Source organism: Winogradskyella ludwigii, from assembly GCF_013403985.1.
GTDB classification, from domain to species: domain Bacteria; phylum Bacteroidota; class Bacteroidia; order Flavobacteriales; family Flavobacteriaceae; genus Winogradskyella; species Winogradskyella ludwigii.
In genome coordinates, this window is record NZ_JABFDF010000002.1 from 463227 (window position 1) to 480080 (window position 16854).

A 16854-nucleotide genomic window follows, 5' to 3' on the forward strand; every position below is an offset into this window, starting at 1 on the left:
GTTCTAAGTTTAACTACTATCCTATTTTTGTATCAATTGAAATACTTGGACTCATCGTACTTGACATGTAAATACTCTTTACATAAACACCTTTTGATGACGTCGGTTTCAACTTCATTATTGTAGATAATAATTCTTGAGCATTCCCAATAATTTTATCAGTACTAAACGATGCTTTACCAATTGGCGCATGTACAATACCAGTTTTATCTACTTTAAAATCTATTTTACCAGCTTTTACTTCTGCAACCGCTTTAGCTACATCCATAGTTACTGTTCCTGTCTTAGGGTTTGGCATAAGACCTCTAGGTCCTAATACTCTACCTAATGGTCCTAACTTACCCATTATGCTAGGCATTGTAACGATAACGTCTACATCTGTCCAACCTTCTTTAATTTTCTGTAAGTACTCATCTAATCCAACGTAATCCGCGCCAGCTGCTTTAGCTTCTTCTTCTTTATCTGGAGTAACAAGAGCAAGAACCTTCATGTCTTTACCTGTACCGTGTGGTAATGAAACTACACCACGTACCATTTGATTGGCCTTACGAGGATCTACACCTAATCTAATTGCTAAATCAATAGAAGCATCAAATTTTGTATAAGTAATTTCTTTTAGTAATGCTGAAGCTTCTTCTAAAGAGTAAATTTTATTACTATCTACCTTTGCTTGTGCTTCTTTTTTCTTCTTTGTTAATCTTGCCATTTCTAAAAAATTTTAGTTTGGAGCTTCTCCTCCTTTAACAGTGATACCCATCGATCTTGCAGTTCCGGCAACCATTTTCATAGCTGATCCGATTTCGAATGCATTTAAATCTACCATTTTGTCTTCAGCAATTGCTTTAACTTGATCCCAAGTTACTTTTGCTACTTTACGTCGGTTTGGTTCTCCTGATCCTTTCTTTACTTTGGCCGCTTCTAATAATTGTACTGCTGCTGGAGGAGTTTTGATTACAAAGTCAAATGATTTGTCTTTGTAAACTGAGATTACAACTGGTAAAACTTTACCGGCTTTATCTTGGGTTCTAGCATTAAACTGCTTACAGAACTCCATAATGTTAACTCCAGCGGCACCTAAAGCGGGTCCTACCGGTGGCGATGGATTCGCAGCACCTCCCCGAACTTGTAGCTTAACTACTTTGTCTATTTCTTTTGCCATTTCTTAATGTTTATACGCTTACCTATTTTTGAAGCTTAGGTAATACGCTCTTTATTGTAACAATTATTAAACTTTCTCTACTTGCATATAACTTAATTCTAATGGTGTTTTTCTTCCGAAAATCTTAACCATCACTTCAAGCTTACGCTTTTCTTCATTAATTTTCTCGATTGTACCATCAAAACCATTGAATGGACCATCGATAACTTTTACAGTTTCACCTTTAGTAAATGGAATTGCTACATTAGCATCTGCTTCAACAGATAATTCATCTACCTTACCTAACATTCTATTAATTTCAGATTGTCTTAATGGTACAGGATCACCACCTTTTGTCTCCCCTAGAAAACCAATAACATTAGTTATAGATTTAATAATGTGAGGAACTTCTCCACTCAAATTGGCTTGAATCATAATGTAACCCGGGAAATACACTTTTTCTTTTTGTATTTTCTTTCCGTTACGTATTTGAATCACTTTTTCGGTTGGTACTAAAACCTGATCAACAAAATCACTTAATCCTAATCTTGAAATTTCATTTTCAATATAAGATTTGATTTTATTTTCTTGACCGCTTACCGCTCTAACAACATACCATTTTTTATCAGACATATTCTCTTCTTGTATATTTGTTAGTGAATCATTTCAAAATAAGCCTTTACTGCTTTACTAAAAACAGTATCAACTCCCCAAATAGCTAAAGAAAAAATGATTGAAAAAACTGCTACAATCACCGTTAACTTCTGAGCTTCTGGCCAAGGTGTCCAAGACACGTTGTTTTTCAACTCTTCAAACGATTCTTTTATATATGTTGTTAAACCTGCCATTTGATTATTTTCTATATTAAGGATTAAAATATAATCCAATTTTACGTTTTGCACGGGTTGAGAGACTCGAACTCCCGACACCTGGTTTTGGAGACCAGTGCTCTACCAACTGAGCTAAACCCGTAAACAATAATCAAGGCGTCCCGAGAAACGAGACACCTTAATTAAATATTTTAACTTATATTGTTTAGTCTAAAATTTCAGTAACCTGACCAGCACCTACTGTTCTACCACCTTCACGGATAGCGAAACGTAAACCTACGTTCATCGCAATAGTGTTAATTAACTCAACAGTAATAGTTAAGTTATCTCCTGGCATTACCATTTCAACCCCGTCAGGAAGCATAATATTACCTGTTACATCTGTAGTTCTTACATAGAACTGTGGACGATAGTTGTTATGGAATGGAGTGTGACGTCCACCTTCTTCTTTTTTAAGTACGTAAACCTCAGCTTTAAACTTAGAGTGTGGTGTTACAGAACCAGGTTTAACGATTACCATACCTCTAGAGATTTGAGATTTCTCAATACCTCTTAATAAGATACCAGCATTATCACCAGCTTCACCTCTATCTAATATTTGACGGAACATTTCAATACCCGTAATAGTAGATGTCAATTTCTCAGCACCCATACCAATAATATCAACAGGATCACCTGTGTTAGCTACACCAGTCTCAATACGACCAGTTGCAACAGTACCACGACCTGTAATAGAAAACACATCTTCAATAGGCATTAAGAAAGGCTTATCCATATCACGAACAGGCTCCTTAATCCAATCATCAACAGCCGCCATTAATTCCATAACAGTGTCAACCCATTTTTGTTCTCCGTTTAAGGCACCTAAAGCAGAACCAGCAATCACAGGTCCATTATCACCATCATACTCGTAGAATGATAACAAATCTCTAATTTCCATTTCAACTAATTCAAGTAACTCCTCATCATCAACCATATCCACTTTATTCATGAATACAACCATACTTGGAATACCTACCTGACGCCCTAAAAGAATGTGCTCACGTGTTTGTGGCATTGGACCATCTGTTGCAGCAACAACTAAAATAGCACCATCCATTTGAGCAGCACCTGTAACCATGTTCTTTACGTAATCCGCGTGACCTGGACAGTCAACATGAGCGTAATGACGATTTGCAGTCGCATATTCTACGTGTGAAGTATTAATTGTTATACCTCTCTCTTTCTCTTCTGGTGCGTTATCGATTTGATCGAAATCTTTCGCTTCAGATAAACCTGCATCAGCTAATACTTTAGTAATAGCAGCAGTTAAAGTTGTTTTACCGTGATCTACGTGTCCAATAGTACCAATGTTTAAGTGTGGTTTTGAACGATCAAAAGTTGCCTTTGCCATGTTTAATTTATTTTAAATCTTAATTTTAATATTTGTGTTCAATTGTTATTCTAAATTGTAACTTAGAAAAAAAGAGCCAATGACGAGAATTGAACTCGTGACCTCTTCCTTACCAAGGAAACGCTCTACCCCTGAGCTACACCGGCTTTTCATTTACGATTACCGATTAGTTAGATTTACGAAGTAAAAATCACGCATGTAAACTCGCAAATTTTAGAGCGAGAGACCGGGTTCGAACCGGCGACATTCAGCTTGGAAGGCTGACGCTCTACCAACTGAGCTACTCTCGCATTTATAACTAAATCTCTTTAATTAATGGTTTCAATATTTCAAATCATATTATTCAACTTATCGAATAATATTTTTTCAGCATTCAAGTCCGCAAAGGTAGAACTTTTTATTGACAATTCGCTAAAAATATTTTGTGGGGAGAATAGGATTCGAACCTATGAAGACGTAGTCAGCAGATTTACAGTCTGCCCTCGTTGGCCGCTTGAGTATCTCCCCAAAATTTTAATTCAATATTTCAAAATTTAGAAGTTTTTTTTATTCCTAAAACAACTTCTAAAAGAGCCGATGGAGGGACTCGAACCCACGACCTGCTGATTACAAATCAGCTGCTCTAGCCAGCTGAGCTACATCGGCTTTTTATTACTTTCTAGTGGTCAAAAAGTGATCATAAAAAAGCCCGCTATTTCTAACGGACTGCAAAGGTATTCTTTTATTTATCTTATCAAAACATTTTTTGAAAAAAATTTATAAAATTTTATTCTTTTTTTTTCATTGCCTAAAAAAGGAGTGCTTCCACGCTTTGTTTCTCTATCAATTTAGCCATAATGACGTAACATATATAATTGAAGAAGAGCATTATGCATATATACAACATCTTTTAGGACACTTAGCCCCACTATGAACTCTAACTATGTGATCTTAATTTCTCTTTTCGTTTTTTTATTTGTCTTCCCAACGATGCAATAGCGGCATCAGCTCCTTCTTCGAAAGTTTTACATTGTTTTTTTACTACAAAACTGTCTCCTGGTACGCTTACTTTCGCTTCAAAAATTTTATTTTCTTTATCACTTGTGTTTTCAACTTTTAAATACACATCGGACTGAATTATTTTATCATAGAACATATCTAACTTATCCATTCGTTTCTGAATAAAATCTAATAAAGTAGTATCTGCTGTGAAATTTACGGATTGCGTGTTTACTTTCATGTATTTATATTTTTTAGTTTTTATAGTGCTATGCGATTTATTTTCAACATTTCCTTTTACAACTAAATATTGAATTCGCTCTTTTCTTAAATTATGCTTTAACGTGTATAACGATTAGCTGAAATCTAATAGTTACTTTATATTAGGTAAACTTAGCCTAAATTCCTTGGGTGTGATTTGGCATATACTTTCTTTAATTCTGTTATACTATTATGAGTATAAACTTGTGTGGCTGCTAAACTTGTATGTCCAAGAAGTTCTTTTACGGCATTTAAATCTGCACCTTGGTTTAATAAGTGCGTTGCAAACGAATGTCTTAATACATGAGGGCTGCATTTTGCTTTCGTAGATGCTTCACTAAAATACCTATTTATTATTCTGTAAACAAGTTTTTCGTAAATTTTAAGACCTTTTTTTGTTAAAAAGAGCACGTTGTGATTTTCAATTACTGCTAAATTATTTCGATAATCTAAATAGCGATTTAAAGACTTTGACAAAGATTCGATTAAAGGTATGTATCTTTCCTTTTTACGTTTACCCAACACCTTTATCTGATTATTGCTTTTGTCTACATCTAATAATTTCAAATCTACCAATTCTATACGTCTAATTCCTGTAGCATAAAACAATTCAATTATTAATTGATCTCGGGCTGTTTCAAAATCTATTACCTCTATGGAATTTTCAAGTACGGTTCTTAATTCTTGTTCAGAGAAAGGTAATTGTACTTTCTTCCCTACTTTTAAAGCTTTATGTTGTTTTAAAGGATTGACTTGAATGTCTTCTGTTTTAAGTAAAAACTTATAGTACGTATTTAATGACGAAACTTTTCTGTTTATTGTACGGTTAGAGATATCACTATCTACCAATTCTACTATCCATTGTCTTATTTCGGAATAACCAACATTAGTTACATTTTCAGAATCATGATGTTTATTTAAAAAATCTTGAAAATTTGATATATCTCTAGTATAAGCAACCACTGTATGCTTAGAATATAGTTTTTCTAAAAGCAAATAGTCTGAAAAGGATTTAAGATTCATTCGGTTTCTTTGATTGTCTTTAAATATAATTATTAGTATTCAAATTTGAACAAAAAAATCCTGCATAATGGCAGGATTTTAATTTTGTAAAGAGAAAAATTACTTAACAGACCAAACAGAATAACTTTTTGGTGGTGCCTGTACTTTTACCCATTTACCAGATTGGGTTGTTGGCTCCCAGTTAGAATTTCCTGTATAATCTTTAATTACCGTATTAGACCAGTTGGTTTCTATCCAACGTTCTTGCCATGTATCTGAATTATTAATATAAACTACAAGTCCTGAATTGTTATAACCATTTCGTTTAGCAACATACTCATCATTATCTGCGTGTAATATATTAGTAGAACCTCCCGCTAAGTTGTTATGTATCCAAATAAGATTATTCATGCTATCTTTATTTAGCCATTCTTCATAATCTTTATAAAAAATAGTTGGATAACCTTCATGTGTTAATATATAAGCATATGCTAAAATTTTATTATTTGTAATTTCATCTGTATCATGATTAGTTACAAACGTCACGGCTCTAGATGCATTTTGTTTCCATAACATATTATCATTAAGAGCACTTAAATCATTGCCCATAAAAGCATCTTTCATTTTGTAATAACAAGCAAAATCAAAAGCACTAGCTTCTGCAGAACTTGTCCATGAATCTAACAATGAAACATTACTATCCCATAATTCTCCTACTGAAAAACCACCTACTTCATCTTTCCAAGCTTTTACAACCCATGGTTCAAAACCTTTTACATAATCAAAACGCCAACCATCAATACCTATAACATCTTTATAATATTTTGCTACACTATTGGAGTTTTTCCATAACCAATCCTGAACATAAGTTTGATCGTGACATAAATCTGGAAAACCCCCAAATGCTCCACTATCGTTAGTATGAACATTATTAGCATGAAAATCTGTTGCTGAACGGTAAAAATTGCCAGACATTGGATTAAAATCTGTCCATGTATTGCCACCTGTATATGTATTAGCTTCACTAGATCCACCGCTATTGTGGTTAATTACAATATCTGCAATTACGCTAAGTCCATTTTGATGTGCATTATCAATCAGATTGGTTAATTCCTTTCGAGAACCAAAACGTGTTTCAATACTTCCCATTTGATCATATTCTCCAAAATCAAAATAATCAAAAGGATCGTAACCCATTGAAAATGGACCATTTTGTGCTTTTGAAATTGGCGGCAACCAAATAGCATCTATACCTGCATTACTCCAATCTGCAACTTTAGTATCTACTGTATTCCACCATGTTCCTCCTGCAGGAACATCCCAATAAAAAGCTTGCATCATTACACCTGAACCAATAGATTTTAGTCCATCTCTCTTGGTGCTTGAAACATTAAGCTGTGTTTCTTGATTTAATTCTTCTTCAAAAACATTTTCGTCTTGACTACAATTAAATAGAAATAGCAGAAAACAAGCACTACCTATAAGTTTTAATTTTTTCATTTGTATTAGCGATTAGTTATATCTCTAAATTTAGAGGAATAAAGACGGGATGCAAAACGGAAATACTTACGAAAACGTTTGCGTGTTAATAAATCATTAATTTTTAACCCTAAAAATCAGTAAAACGCAAAAAACTCGCGAAAAAATTCACGAGTTCTTATTATTGTATAAATAAACCTACACTTAATACTTTATTTATTTGGTTTCTATGTTGCTGGCTTGTAATCTTTATTATCAATGACCATTTTAGCAATAATTTCTTTAAGTATCTCTGAAGTTCCTCCTCCAATTGGACCTAAACGACTATCTCTAGACATACGTGCTAAAGGGTAATCTTCCATATAGCCATATCCTCCTAAAAACTGAAGACATTGATAAATAACATCATCTGCCATTTTAGTAGACTGTAACTTAGACATGGTTGCTTCTTTAACTACATAATCTCCCATATCTAATCGCTTAGCGACATAGTAATTAAACTGTTTACAGATTTCCATTTGTGTTTCGCAATCTGCATACGTATGTCTTAATGCTTGAAACTTATCTATTGTTCTGCCAAAAGCCGTTCTTTCAGACATATATTGTTTCGCATATTCTAAAGCATATTCTGCTCTTGCATGAGAATTTACTCCCATTATTAAACGTTCTAAAGCAAAATGTTGCATTATATATGGAAAGCCTTGATCTTCTTCTCCCATTAGGTTCGATGCAGGAATTACCACATTGTCAAAAGCAATTTCTCCAGTATCTGACGCTCTCCAACCTAACTTATCTAATTTTGTAGCCGAAATACCAGGAGTATCTCTATCCATTACAAAGATGCTAATTCCTTTGTTTCCTAATTCTGGACTTGTTTTAGCTGCAACTACTAAGTAATCACTATAAACACCATTTGTAATAAAGGTTTTAGAACCATTAATTACATATGTGTCTCCTTTTTTGACTGCAGTAGAACGCATTCCTGCGACATCACTACCTCCAAAAGGTTCTGTTATACATAAACAACCAATAGCATCTCCTAATGCACTTGGTGTTAAATATTTTTCTTTTTGCTCATGATTCCCTTCCTTGTTTAAATGCGTCATGGCTAAATAAGCATGTGCCCACATCGCTGCTGCAAAACCACCAGAATTGATGCGTTGCATTTCTTCAAGAAAAATTACTGTATAAAATAAATCTAAATCTAGTCCGCCATACGCTTCAGGTGTAGCGAGACCAAAATATCCCATATCGCCAAATTTCTTCCATATAAAACGTTCAATATGTCCAGTCTCTTCCCACTTATCAATGTGTGGTACAACTTCTTTTTGTAAGAAATCTCTAAGACTTTCTCTAAATAAATGGTGCTCTTCAGTGAAATACAAATTTGACATATAGTTATATTAGTTATAAATGCAAATATAACTTAATTATCTCTAATTTTTTGATGGGAAAATCTTCAACTTTTGTTAATTCCTCAATAGATTTAAAGCTTTCTCTTAGCGTACGCTCTTCTATAATATTGTGAGCAATTTCGTAATCTATATATTGAATGGTTACTAACTCGTCTCTAGTTGCTGTGTTAAGATTAAATTTCTTAGTAGCTCTTGGTGTTTTAACTGTAAAATCATTCTTAATACGTTCAATAACCTCTGGTGACAATCCGTATATACTGCTTAATTGCACTTCCGATATAAATCCACCTTTAAATTTATTTCTATAGGTGATAATACGTTCTGAAAGTTTTTCACCTACTCCATAAACCTTCTTCAATTGACTTACTGTTGCTGTATTTAAATCAATCTTTTGAGCATAGGTTTTAGGTGTTTTGGAATTTGAATACGAATTACTATAACTCTGATTTTTAGGTTTTGGATTAGTTACCCAATCTGGAAACTTAAAATACGGTGAGATTTTAGACAGAAGTGAATCTGAAACTTCAGTGACCTTCTGAAACTCTTTTGCAGAATTCACCCATTTATTGGTTGTTCTAAATTTATGAAGTCTATCTATTTCTTCATTTGTCATCCCAAGCGTATAGCCTTTATAGTCGGTAATGTAATTTGGGTTAAAAGGATAAATTTTAGGTTTCCTATTTTCAATTTCTACTAAACGAAGAGAATCTAATTCATTTTTAAACGCATCGAGTTGATCTTTATTCGCAAGGGCTATATCCTTATTAGAACTTTCATCGTTAAAAGGAACGAATAAATACAGACATTGTATAATAACCACAATGGCCAACAATAAAAAAATCCCACTCCGTTGTTTATTAGAAAACTGGAAATGGGATTTCATATTGTTATAATTTAATGTTTATAAATCTACAAACGCTGTTTACTCTATATCATTTACTTGAATAAGTTGGTATATAACATGTTTGATTCATTTTATATAATTTAAATAAAAGAGATTAGGCTTTATTCGTTTTAATCGCTTTCATATACCTGTTAAGTTCTTCTTTCACTTTTGGTGCTAGTAAAATTAATCCAACCATGTTAGGTACCATCATTGCAAATACCATAGCATCAGAGAAACCAATAACAGAATCTAAACTTGCTGCTGCTCCTACTATTACGAAAATACAAAAAATCACTTTATACGTATACTCCGTTCTTTTAGATCTACCAAACAGATAAGTCCAACCTTGAAATCCGTAATAAGACCAAGATATCATAGAACTAAATGCAAATAATACAACTGCAACAGTTAATACATAAGGGAACCAAGAAATAGAAGATTCAAAAGCACTTGACGTTAATAATATAGCTTGTGCATCATTTGCTGGAGGATTTAACGGATCTACAAAACCAGTTATAATTAAAACTAAAGCTGTCATTGTACATACTACAACTGTATCTATAAATGGTTCTAATAGAGCAACCATACCTTCACTTGCTGCATATTTTGTTTTTACTGCAGAATGCGCAATAGAAGCCGAACCAATACCTGCTTCATTAGAGAAAGCGGCACGTCTAAATCCTTGAATTAAAACTCCAACAGCACCACCTGCAATACCTTCTGGGCTAAATGCTCCATTCCAAATAGCAGCAAAAGCACTACCAATCATATCATATTTTGCAAAGATTACAAATAATGATGCAGCTACATATATAGCTACCATAAATGGCACAATCTTATCTGTTACTTTCGCTATTTTCTTAATACCTCCAATAATAACAATACCCACTAGGATTGCCATTACTAAACCAAATGCCCAACCATAACCATGTAGGAATGATTGTTCTCCACCTGTAATATTTTCAACTAATTGAAAAGCTTGATTTACTTGAAACATGTTTCCACCTCCAAAAGATCCACCAATAACAAATATGGCGAATAACACAGCTAATACTTTTCCTAATCCTGCAAGACCATTAGATTTTAACCCTTTTGTTAAGTAATACATTGGACCACCATAAACGGTTCCGTCTTCTCCAATATCTCTATATTTTACACCTAGTGTACATTCTACAAATTTTGATGCCATTCCTAAGAAACCTGCAACAATCATCCAAAATGTTGCACCAGCTCCACCAATAGAAACTGCGATAGCAACACCTGCAATATTCCCTAAGCCTACAGTTGCAGATAATGCTGCTGTTAGTGCTTGAAAATGCGATACTTCTCCTTCATGGTTTTCAATAGCAATAGTTTCAATATTATCTCCGCCTGGTGTTGAGTCTCCTGCTCCAACTAAAGATTCATGATGATCTAAATCATCGTACTTACCTCTTACAATATTAATAGAGATTAAAAACCCTCTAAAATTTATGAAATTGAAATAAAATGTAAAGTAAAGCGCACCTAATATTAAGGGAAACAATACCCAATAAATACTTATAGTATCTGTAAATGGAATTTGATAAAAAACAGCCTCTACAAACCATCCTGTTGCATTACCAAAAGCTTTGTCAATTTTTTGATCAATCCCAACCTCTTGGGCATCTTGAGCAAAATTTAAAAATGGTAATAGTAAGGCAAAAAATGACAGAAGATATTTCTTCATAAGTGAATTTGTTAGTTAGTTTTTGGTTTAAGATCGACAAGATGATAAAAAAAAATGGTTTTTTAAAGTCTCAGACGTTAAAATGGATTTATTTACTGTTCTATATTATATTGAGAATTCAGTTTTTGTATTTGCTTTGGCCTACCGATAACAATGATTTTTGAGCCAGAAATTAATTCTGTATCCGCTTCAGGATTTACAATGTATTCTCCTTTATCATCTTTAAATCCAATAACGGTACAACCTGTATTTTTACGTAAATCTAAATCTCTTATGGTTTTAACTTCATTCATATTATAAAGTTGCTCTACCTTAATCTCCTCAATATTAATGTTTCGCTCTCCTACAATACCTAAGTTATCTATAAATTCTACTAAATCTGGAACCACTACCAAAGATGCCATATGGTCTCCTCCTATTCTATCTGGTAGAATAACATTGTTAGCACCTGCTAATTTTAATTTATTATATGAGGTTTCTTCCGATGCTCTACTTATTATAGACAATTGAGAATTAATTTGTCTTGCTGATAATACTATAAATAAATTATCTGCATCATTTGGTAAGGCACAAATTAGTGTACTTGCCTTTTCTATTCCTGCAGCAAAGAGTATTTCATCTTCGTTGGCATTTCCTTCTATAAAGATGATATTATCGTCTTGAAACTTTTCAATAACCTCTTTATTACGTTCAACTATGACAAATGGCTTTCCGTAATCACTTAGCTTTTTTGCTGCCTGTTTACCATTACGACCATAACCACAAATAATAATATGATTGGTCATAGCATCAATTTTCTTCTGCATCTTACGTTGTTTTATGTCTTCTATATTATTTCTGCTTAAAATAAATTCAGTTATTATTGATATTGCATAACCTACAATTACCACACTTGCTAAGATTAAAAATATTGTAAAAATTTTAGATTGTGTATCTAACGGATTAACCTCTGCAAAACCAACAGTGGTAACCGTTATTACTGTCATGTAAAGTGCATCTAGCCATAGATATCCTGAGATAAATCTATAACCTAAAACACCAATACACAATAGAAACACCAACATCATTACTGCTGTGTAAATCTTAGATCTATAGAGTCTTAAAAGCGGATTATCCATTTAATACCAAAGTAATTATAAGTCGAAAACCGAAGAGCGTTTTGTATACACTATATCTTTTATGCGCATCCAAAAGGCTAAAAATAAATATAATGCAAAACCAAAACCTACGGTTACAAAGGTGAGATACATAAAAGAAGTTCTTACAATTTTGGCTCTAATACCCAAACGATCTGCAATACGTTGACAAACGTAATACCCTCGTTTTTGAAAATATAAAAGAAGATTGTGAGACCTATTCATACTGCAAGTTAGTTAATTTTTCACGATTAAACTATTGCCAACAGCACAATGTAAGCACTTGTTTTTATCGCAATACTGTTGTTTTAGTTGTAATAATGCTTGAGAATTTAAAGCATTTTTACCTACAGGTTTTAAATCTAAAAATTTAGATACAATACTGTTAGTCTCTATTTTAATTTCTTTAATAAGTTGAAAAATTTCATCATCATTTAGTTTACCTTGAGCTTTAGCATAACTAAACTTTAAAGGAATAAGCGTATTTATAATGAGTAAATCAATGAAGGATTTAGTTAATATTTTATTTGATTTTTTTGAAGTCTTTGGAAATGTATAATGCGACTTCCAAAATTCAGTTACACCTTTATTAAAAAATTCGTGAAACTGATTTCGGGTTTGCAAACGCATCACTTTAGAAAATAAGTTTTGTTCTAGATTATATAAATTAGCAAATTGAGATAAACGGATCGTTGGGAAGTTTGGTGGTCGTAACCTAAAAAACTGTAAAGGTAAAACACCTTTATTATCTAATTTAAATTTTTGTTTTAAAAACCCATAACGTTCTTTTAAATCTATAAAATAGCGCTCTTCTACATTATCACCTGCAAGCAATCCTGATTGTCCAAAAAGTAAAGCTTCTACATCTAATACATCATTTTGTAATTTTCTTATAATTGAAAAACTGAATGAATTTGCTAAGCTTAAAAAAGCATCTCCATTTACTTTAAGACCAAAATTCTTTAGTAACATTTTAAACAAGACAGCTTCCCAATCGTTATTGGACGTTTTTAGTAGATCTTCTATTATTTTAGATTTTTGCTCTAAGCGTTCAATGTATAATCGTTCTAACCAATTATTGAGAAGAAAATCATTTACTTCAGAAAAGTTGGTTTCACAATTAATCCAAGATTTAGAATACATCAGTTTTTGATACTTGTGAATTAAGTTTTTATCTACGTAGTGCTTTAATTCTAAAGTTGGAATTTCGGAATTATCTTTTCTAAAAATTTCAGTATCATGTTCCCAAACCACATGCAGAATTACATTATCGTAAGCTTTATCCGTTTCATGATTATGAACATACCAATCCGATGATTTTATATGAATCTCAACATTACCAGCCCAAAGCTGCGAACCAATACTTAATTGTGAATTAAAAAAATCTGGACCCGAATCATGGTTGTGCATACCTAAATTGGCGATGCTAATAGTTTTGTCCTTTGTCGTTTTTAACAAAGAAGAATCAAAGGCTTTATGTTTCCAGATATAATGAAGAAAATCTTCTTGCATGCTCTAAAATACTAAATCCTTAGAGAAAAGTTGCTAAACTACGTCTTGTTTTATAACACTATAAAAACTAAGAAGCTTATGCAGTTCATTAACATTAAACGGTTTACTTAAATAACCATCCATTTTATAACGTTCTGTTTTTGCTTTTACTTCAGATTGAGAAAAAGCCGTTAATGCAATAATAGGAATTGTAGATTTTCCTTTATCACTCATTTTTCGGATAAATCTTGTGGTATCATATCCATTTAATATAGGCATTTGCAAATCCATTAATATTAAATCAAAATCTTTTTGATCATAAATATCTAAAAGCTCTTGTCCATTTTTTGCTATTTCAAAGTTGATTTCCCATTTTTTAAATAGCTTTTTAAGTACCAAAGCATTGATTTGGTTATCCTCTGCCACAAGTACTTTTAAAGCAATTGAATTTGTGTTAGATATCTGATTCTGTTTTAATGTGTTTACGCTACTAGAATTTTTTAATGAAATATCAAACCAAAATCGAGATCCTTTCCCTTCTACACTATCTAACTGAAGACTTGTAGACTGAATATTTAAGAGCTCTTTACTAATATACAATCCAAGTCCTGAACCTCCATATAACTGAGACGTGTTATCGTTGGCTTGGACAAAACTTTTAAAAATATCCTTTTGTTTGTTGTAAGATACTCCTATACCAGAATCTTTTACGCTAAATCTTATTTTTGTATTATCTAAGTTAGAACTTAATAATTCAATCTTAAAAACAACACCTCCAATATGCGTGAATTTAAACGCATTACTCAGTAAGTTTTTTAATACTTGAGATAATTTTAAGCTATCACCTTTTAAAATTGAAGGAATAGAACTGTCTAATATCGTTTCAAAATTAAGATTATTCTTAACTGCTGTGTGCTTAAATTGTAGTTGAATATTTTGGATAAGTTCTGAAAGATTAAATTCATCTTCAACCAATTTTACTTCATTAGATTTAAATTTATTAAGATTTAACAGATCATTAATTAATGCTAATAAATGCTCAGAAGAATATTTTAAGATTTGAAGATTTTCTAATTGCTCTGGCAAAAATTTTTCCATTAATAAAATATCAGACATACCAATAACTGCATTTAATGGTGTTCTGATTTCATGAGACATGGTAGATAAAAATTCGTCTTTTGTTTTATTAGCTTGGTTTAATTCAATTTCTGTTTCTTTTAGTTGCGTGACATCTACCATAGTACCAATAGTACCATTTGCAATTCCGTTTTTATCGTAGGTAAGCACTAAACGTACTTGAACCCATACTTTTTCTCCTGTTGGTTTAAAGTACTTTAACAACGTTATAAAATCGTCATGGTACTCTGCAAAAAAACTTTGAAGTCTTAAATTCTCATCATTATTAATGCCACTTAATAAATCTCTGTAATTTTTATTTAACGATTCTTCGACAGATATACCTAATAAATCTTGACAAGCTTTATTTAAATATTTAAAATTGCCACTCATATCGGTTTTAAAAATGACACCTTCAATTGTATCTACAATAATGTTTAACTCAGATTCTGCTCTAACCACCTCAGATTTTAAAGCCTGATTGGCTTTAAACAGTTCATTAGAACTTTCTTCTAAAATAATTTCAGCATGTTTAACATCATCATCATAGCCCTTGTAGGCTTCATTTACGGCATTAAAAAAATCTTTGAATTTTTCTAAGTCTGCGTCATCAAATCCGGATTTCCGAATTTGTCTTCTTAAAAGTCTATGTTTATTAGAATTCATCATTCTGACAAGGTTGTTATTGTCATGGTTTGATTATGCAATTCACAAGGTGAAAACAAACCGAATGGAGCAATTTCACCGTAAGAATAGAAACCTGTTATTTTTGGTTTTTCACCAATAATTTCTCTAACAACTTCTACCTCTTCTTCTACTAATTGTTTTAAAACTAAACGACGTCCAACGCAGCTTATTAATATTGCTAATTCTGTGTGTTGCTTGGTAACATTAATTGCTTTTTTTGCGGAATCTTCTGCCCCATTTATTAGCCGATCTACATTAGCTTTCATTAATCTTACATAAGCACCTTCAGGAATATTACCTGCAAAGGTTAAACTTTGTTCAGCTTCATTAACCCCTAAAATAGTTCTTACCACTGGAGCATCACTCTCATTTACCCTTAAATTTAGTGGAAATAATAATCCTGAACTTGGTAATTTTTTTGCATTATCACCTAAAAAAGATTTATACAATTCTAATGCTGGGAAACCATCTAATTCATAAAGTACGTTTTCATCAGATTTGGTAACTCTACGTTCAATTCCAAAACTATCCCAACCACCTTTAGAACTATAACCTACTTTTAATTCGTTGCCATACAATCCTATACCTACAGCAATTTTATCTGTTATATCTTTATTAGCAATAACAAAGGTTTCTTTAAAGTCATAGCCATCTCCTGCTAATCCGCCTGTAATACTCGTACTCGGTAAAACACTTCTTAAACCAGATACCAAATCTGCTCCATTAACATTAAGGCCATCACTAAATAGTAGAATATGTTTTAAATCTTCGGATTTTAGTTTTTGAGCTAAACTAGCTCCTGCTTTAAAACTTTGATTTTTATGTTCTATTTTAACTATTTCTAGTTGATGCTGTACCTTTTCAAATTTAATTGCAGTTAGCGAAACCGTTTCGTCAGTAACGGTAATTCCTGATATTTCACCTGCCGTAGAACAACCAAGGAGATTTACATTGGGATACATTTTTAATAATTGCTCAACTAATTCTGTTTTAGCTTTAAACATCGGAGATACAAACAATAAGATTATGTTGGGTACAATCTCAATTGTGTTTATGCTATTATGCCATGTTGAATCTTTGAGAGATAACTGCTCTACTATCATTATAGGTTAAGTTTAGGTTGGGGCAAACACAAATAATCGTAGAAATATGCGTTTAGACGAATATATAATAATTTTTCATTATTTCGAAAACTATATATTTTTAAATCACAAGAATAGAGATAATTACATTTTAATAATAAAAAAAGTAAACTATCTTCAAAAAATCACTAAACTTTTACATTTTAAGCAAAACGAAACTTACACTTATCGCAAAAAAAAGGTATTTATCAC

At 32.2% G+C, this 16854-nt stretch carries 16 protein-coding genes and 5 tRNA genes; all 21 read right to left on the minus strand.

All coding sequences use genetic code 11. The annotated features are described in order from the left end of the window. Positions 1-16: 16 nt before the first annotated feature. Entirely contained in the window at positions 17-706 is a 690-nt protein-coding gene (rplA, locus tag HM981_RS08090) for a 50S ribosomal protein L1 (RefSeq protein WP_179338270.1), read from the minus strand. A gap of 12 nt (positions 707-718) precedes the next feature. After that, on the minus strand, positions 719-1159 hold the full coding sequence (gene rplK / locus HM981_RS08095) for a 50S ribosomal protein L11 (RefSeq protein ID WP_179338271.1): 441 nt from the start codon (positions 1157-1159) through the stop codon (positions 719-721). 66 nt (positions 1160-1225) lie between these two features. Next, positions 1226-1771 carry a transcription termination/antitermination protein NusG gene (nusG, locus tag HM981_RS08100; RefSeq protein WP_179338272.1) on the minus strand — a complete coding sequence of 182 codons (546 nt, stop codon included), beginning with the start codon at positions 1769-1771 and terminating at the stop codon, positions 1226-1228. 20 nt (positions 1772-1791) lie between these two features. After that, entirely contained in the window at positions 1792-1986 is a 195-nt protein-coding gene (secE, locus tag HM981_RS08105) for a preprotein translocase subunit SecE (RefSeq protein ID WP_179338354.1), read from the minus strand. Positions 1987-2037: 51 nt separating this feature from the next. After that, a tRNA-Trp gene (locus HM981_RS08110) sits at positions 2038-2110 on the minus strand. A 63-nt stretch (positions 2111-2173) separates the two neighbouring features. Beyond that, positions 2174-3361: an elongation factor Tu gene (gene tuf / locus HM981_RS08115; RefSeq protein WP_179338273.1), complete on the minus strand. Its 1188-nt coding sequence runs from the start codon at positions 3359-3361 to the stop codon at positions 2174-2176. Between the two features lie 74 nt (positions 3362-3435). Next, a tRNA-Thr gene (locus HM981_RS08120) sits at positions 3436-3507 on the minus strand. 71 nt (positions 3508-3578) lie between these two features. Beyond that, a tRNA-Gly gene (locus HM981_RS08125) sits at positions 3579-3651 on the minus strand. A 135-nt stretch (positions 3652-3786) separates the two neighbouring features. Further along, positions 3787-3868, minus strand: a tRNA-Tyr gene (locus tag HM981_RS08130). A gap of 64 nt (positions 3869-3932) precedes the next feature. After that, positions 3933-4006 (minus strand) — tRNA-Thr (locus HM981_RS08135). 271 nt (positions 4007-4277) lie between these two features. Beyond that, positions 4278-4580, minus strand: a complete 303-nt coding sequence (hpf, locus tag HM981_RS08140; RefSeq protein WP_179338274.1) for a ribosome hibernation-promoting factor, HPF/YfiA family — start codon at positions 4578-4580, stop codon at positions 4278-4280. Positions 4581-4732: 152 nt separating this feature from the next. Then, positions 4733-5623, minus strand: a complete 891-nt coding sequence (locus tag HM981_RS08145) for a tyrosine-type recombinase/integrase (RefSeq protein ID WP_179338275.1) — start codon at positions 5621-5623, stop codon at positions 4733-4735. A 99-nt stretch (positions 5624-5722) separates the two neighbouring features. Continuing rightward, positions 5723-7102 carry an alpha-amylase gene (locus HM981_RS08150; protein ID WP_179338276.1) on the minus strand — a complete coding sequence of 460 codons (1380 nt, stop codon included), beginning with the start codon at positions 7100-7102 and terminating at the stop codon, positions 5723-5725. 206 nt (positions 7103-7308) lie between these two features. Next, positions 7309-8475, minus strand: a complete 1167-nt coding sequence (locus HM981_RS08155) for an acyl-CoA dehydrogenase family protein (RefSeq protein ID WP_179338277.1) — start codon at positions 8473-8475, stop codon at positions 7309-7311. A gap of 13 nt (positions 8476-8488) precedes the next feature. Next, the gene (locus HM981_RS08160; protein WP_179338278.1) at positions 8489-9379 is read right to left on the minus strand and encodes a ComEA family DNA-binding protein; all 891 of its coding nucleotides are present in this window, start codon (positions 9377-9379) and stop codon (positions 8489-8491) included. A 115-nt stretch (positions 9380-9494) separates the two neighbouring features. After that, positions 9495-11090, minus strand: a complete 1596-nt coding sequence (locus tag HM981_RS08165) for an alanine/glycine:cation symporter family protein (protein ID WP_179338279.1) — start codon at positions 11088-11090, stop codon at positions 9495-9497. A 92-nt stretch (positions 11091-11182) separates the two neighbouring features. Beyond that, positions 11183-12208, minus strand: a complete 1026-nt coding sequence (locus HM981_RS08170; protein WP_179338280.1) for a potassium channel family protein — start codon at positions 12206-12208, stop codon at positions 11183-11185. Between the two features lie 15 nt (positions 12209-12223). Then, complete coding sequence (locus HM981_RS08175) at positions 12224-12451, minus strand: PspC domain-containing protein (protein ID WP_179338281.1); 228 nt, start codon at positions 12449-12451, stop codon at positions 12224-12226. A gap of 12 nt (positions 12452-12463) precedes the next feature. Beyond that, positions 12464-13738 carry a DUF2851 family protein gene (locus tag HM981_RS08180; RefSeq protein ID WP_179338282.1) on the minus strand — a complete coding sequence of 425 codons (1275 nt, stop codon included), beginning with the start codon at positions 13736-13738 and terminating at the stop codon, positions 12464-12466. Between the two features lie 33 nt (positions 13739-13771). Further along, complete coding sequence (locus tag HM981_RS08185) at positions 13772-15502, minus strand: PAS domain-containing hybrid sensor histidine kinase/response regulator (RefSeq protein ID WP_179338283.1); 1731 nt, start codon at positions 15500-15502, stop codon at positions 13772-13774. Beyond that, positions 15499-16623 (minus strand): FIST signal transduction protein, encoded by a 1125-nt coding sequence (locus tag HM981_RS08190; RefSeq protein ID WP_179338284.1) that lies wholly within the window; start codon positions 16621-16623, stop codon positions 15499-15501. Before HM981_RS08190 ends, HM981_RS08185 begins: the two co-directional genes overlap by 4 nt. Positions 16624-16854 lie beyond the last annotated feature (231 nt).

Coding starts and splice junctions, on each gene's coding strand:
- HM981_RS08150 (WP_179338276.1), bottom strand. CDS start 7,102: ATGAAAAAATTAAAACTTATAGGTAGTGCTTGTTTTCTGCTATTTCTA.
- HM981_RS08180 (WP_179338282.1), bottom strand. CDS start 13,738: ATGCAAGAAGATTTTCTTCATTATATCTGGAAACATAAAGCCTTTGAT.
- HM981_RS08170 (WP_179338280.1), bottom strand. CDS start 12,208: ATGGATAATCCGCTTTTAAGACTCTATAGATCTAAGATTTACACAGCA.
- tuf (WP_179338273.1), bottom strand. CDS start 3,361: ATGGCAAAGGCAACTTTTGATCGTTCAAAACCACACTTAAACATTGGT.
- HM981_RS08165 (WP_179338279.1), bottom strand. CDS start 11,090: ATGAAGAAATATCTTCTGTCATTTTTTGCCTTACTATTACCATTTTTA.
- HM981_RS08175 (WP_179338281.1), bottom strand. CDS start 12,451: ATGAATAGGTCTCACAATCTTCTTTTATATTTTCAAAAACGAGGGTAT.
- hpf (WP_179338274.1), bottom strand. CDS start 4,580: ATGAAAGTAAACACGCAATCCGTAAATTTCACAGCAGATACTACTTTA.
- rplA (WP_179338270.1), bottom strand. CDS start 706: ATGGCAAGATTAACAAAGAAGAAAAAAGAAGCACAAGCAAAGGTAGAT.
- HM981_RS08145 (WP_179338275.1), bottom strand. CDS start 5,623: ATGAATCTTAAATCCTTTTCAGACTATTTGCTTTTAGAAAAACTATAT.
- HM981_RS08190 (WP_179338284.1), bottom strand. CDS start 16,623: ATGATAGTAGAGCAGTTATCTCTCAAAGATTCAACATGGCATAATAGC.
- HM981_RS08185 (WP_179338283.1), bottom strand. CDS start 15,502: ATGATGAATTCTAATAAACATAGACTTTTAAGAAGACAAATTCGGAAA.
- HM981_RS08160 (WP_179338278.1), bottom strand. CDS start 9,379: ATGAAATCCCATTTCCAGTTTTCTAATAAACAACGGAGTGGGATTTTT.
- rplK (WP_179338271.1), bottom strand. CDS start 1,159: ATGGCAAAAGAAATAGACAAAGTAGTTAAGCTACAAGTTCGGGGAGGT.
- nusG (WP_179338272.1), bottom strand. CDS start 1,771: ATGTCTGATAAAAAATGGTATGTTGTTAGAGCGGTAAGCGGTCAAGAA.
- secE (WP_179338354.1), bottom strand. CDS start 1,986: ATGGCAGGTTTAACAACATATATAAAAGAATCGTTTGAAGAGTTGAAA.
- HM981_RS08155 (WP_179338277.1), bottom strand. CDS start 8,475: ATGTCAAATTTGTATTTCACTGAAGAGCACCATTTATTTAGAGAAAGT.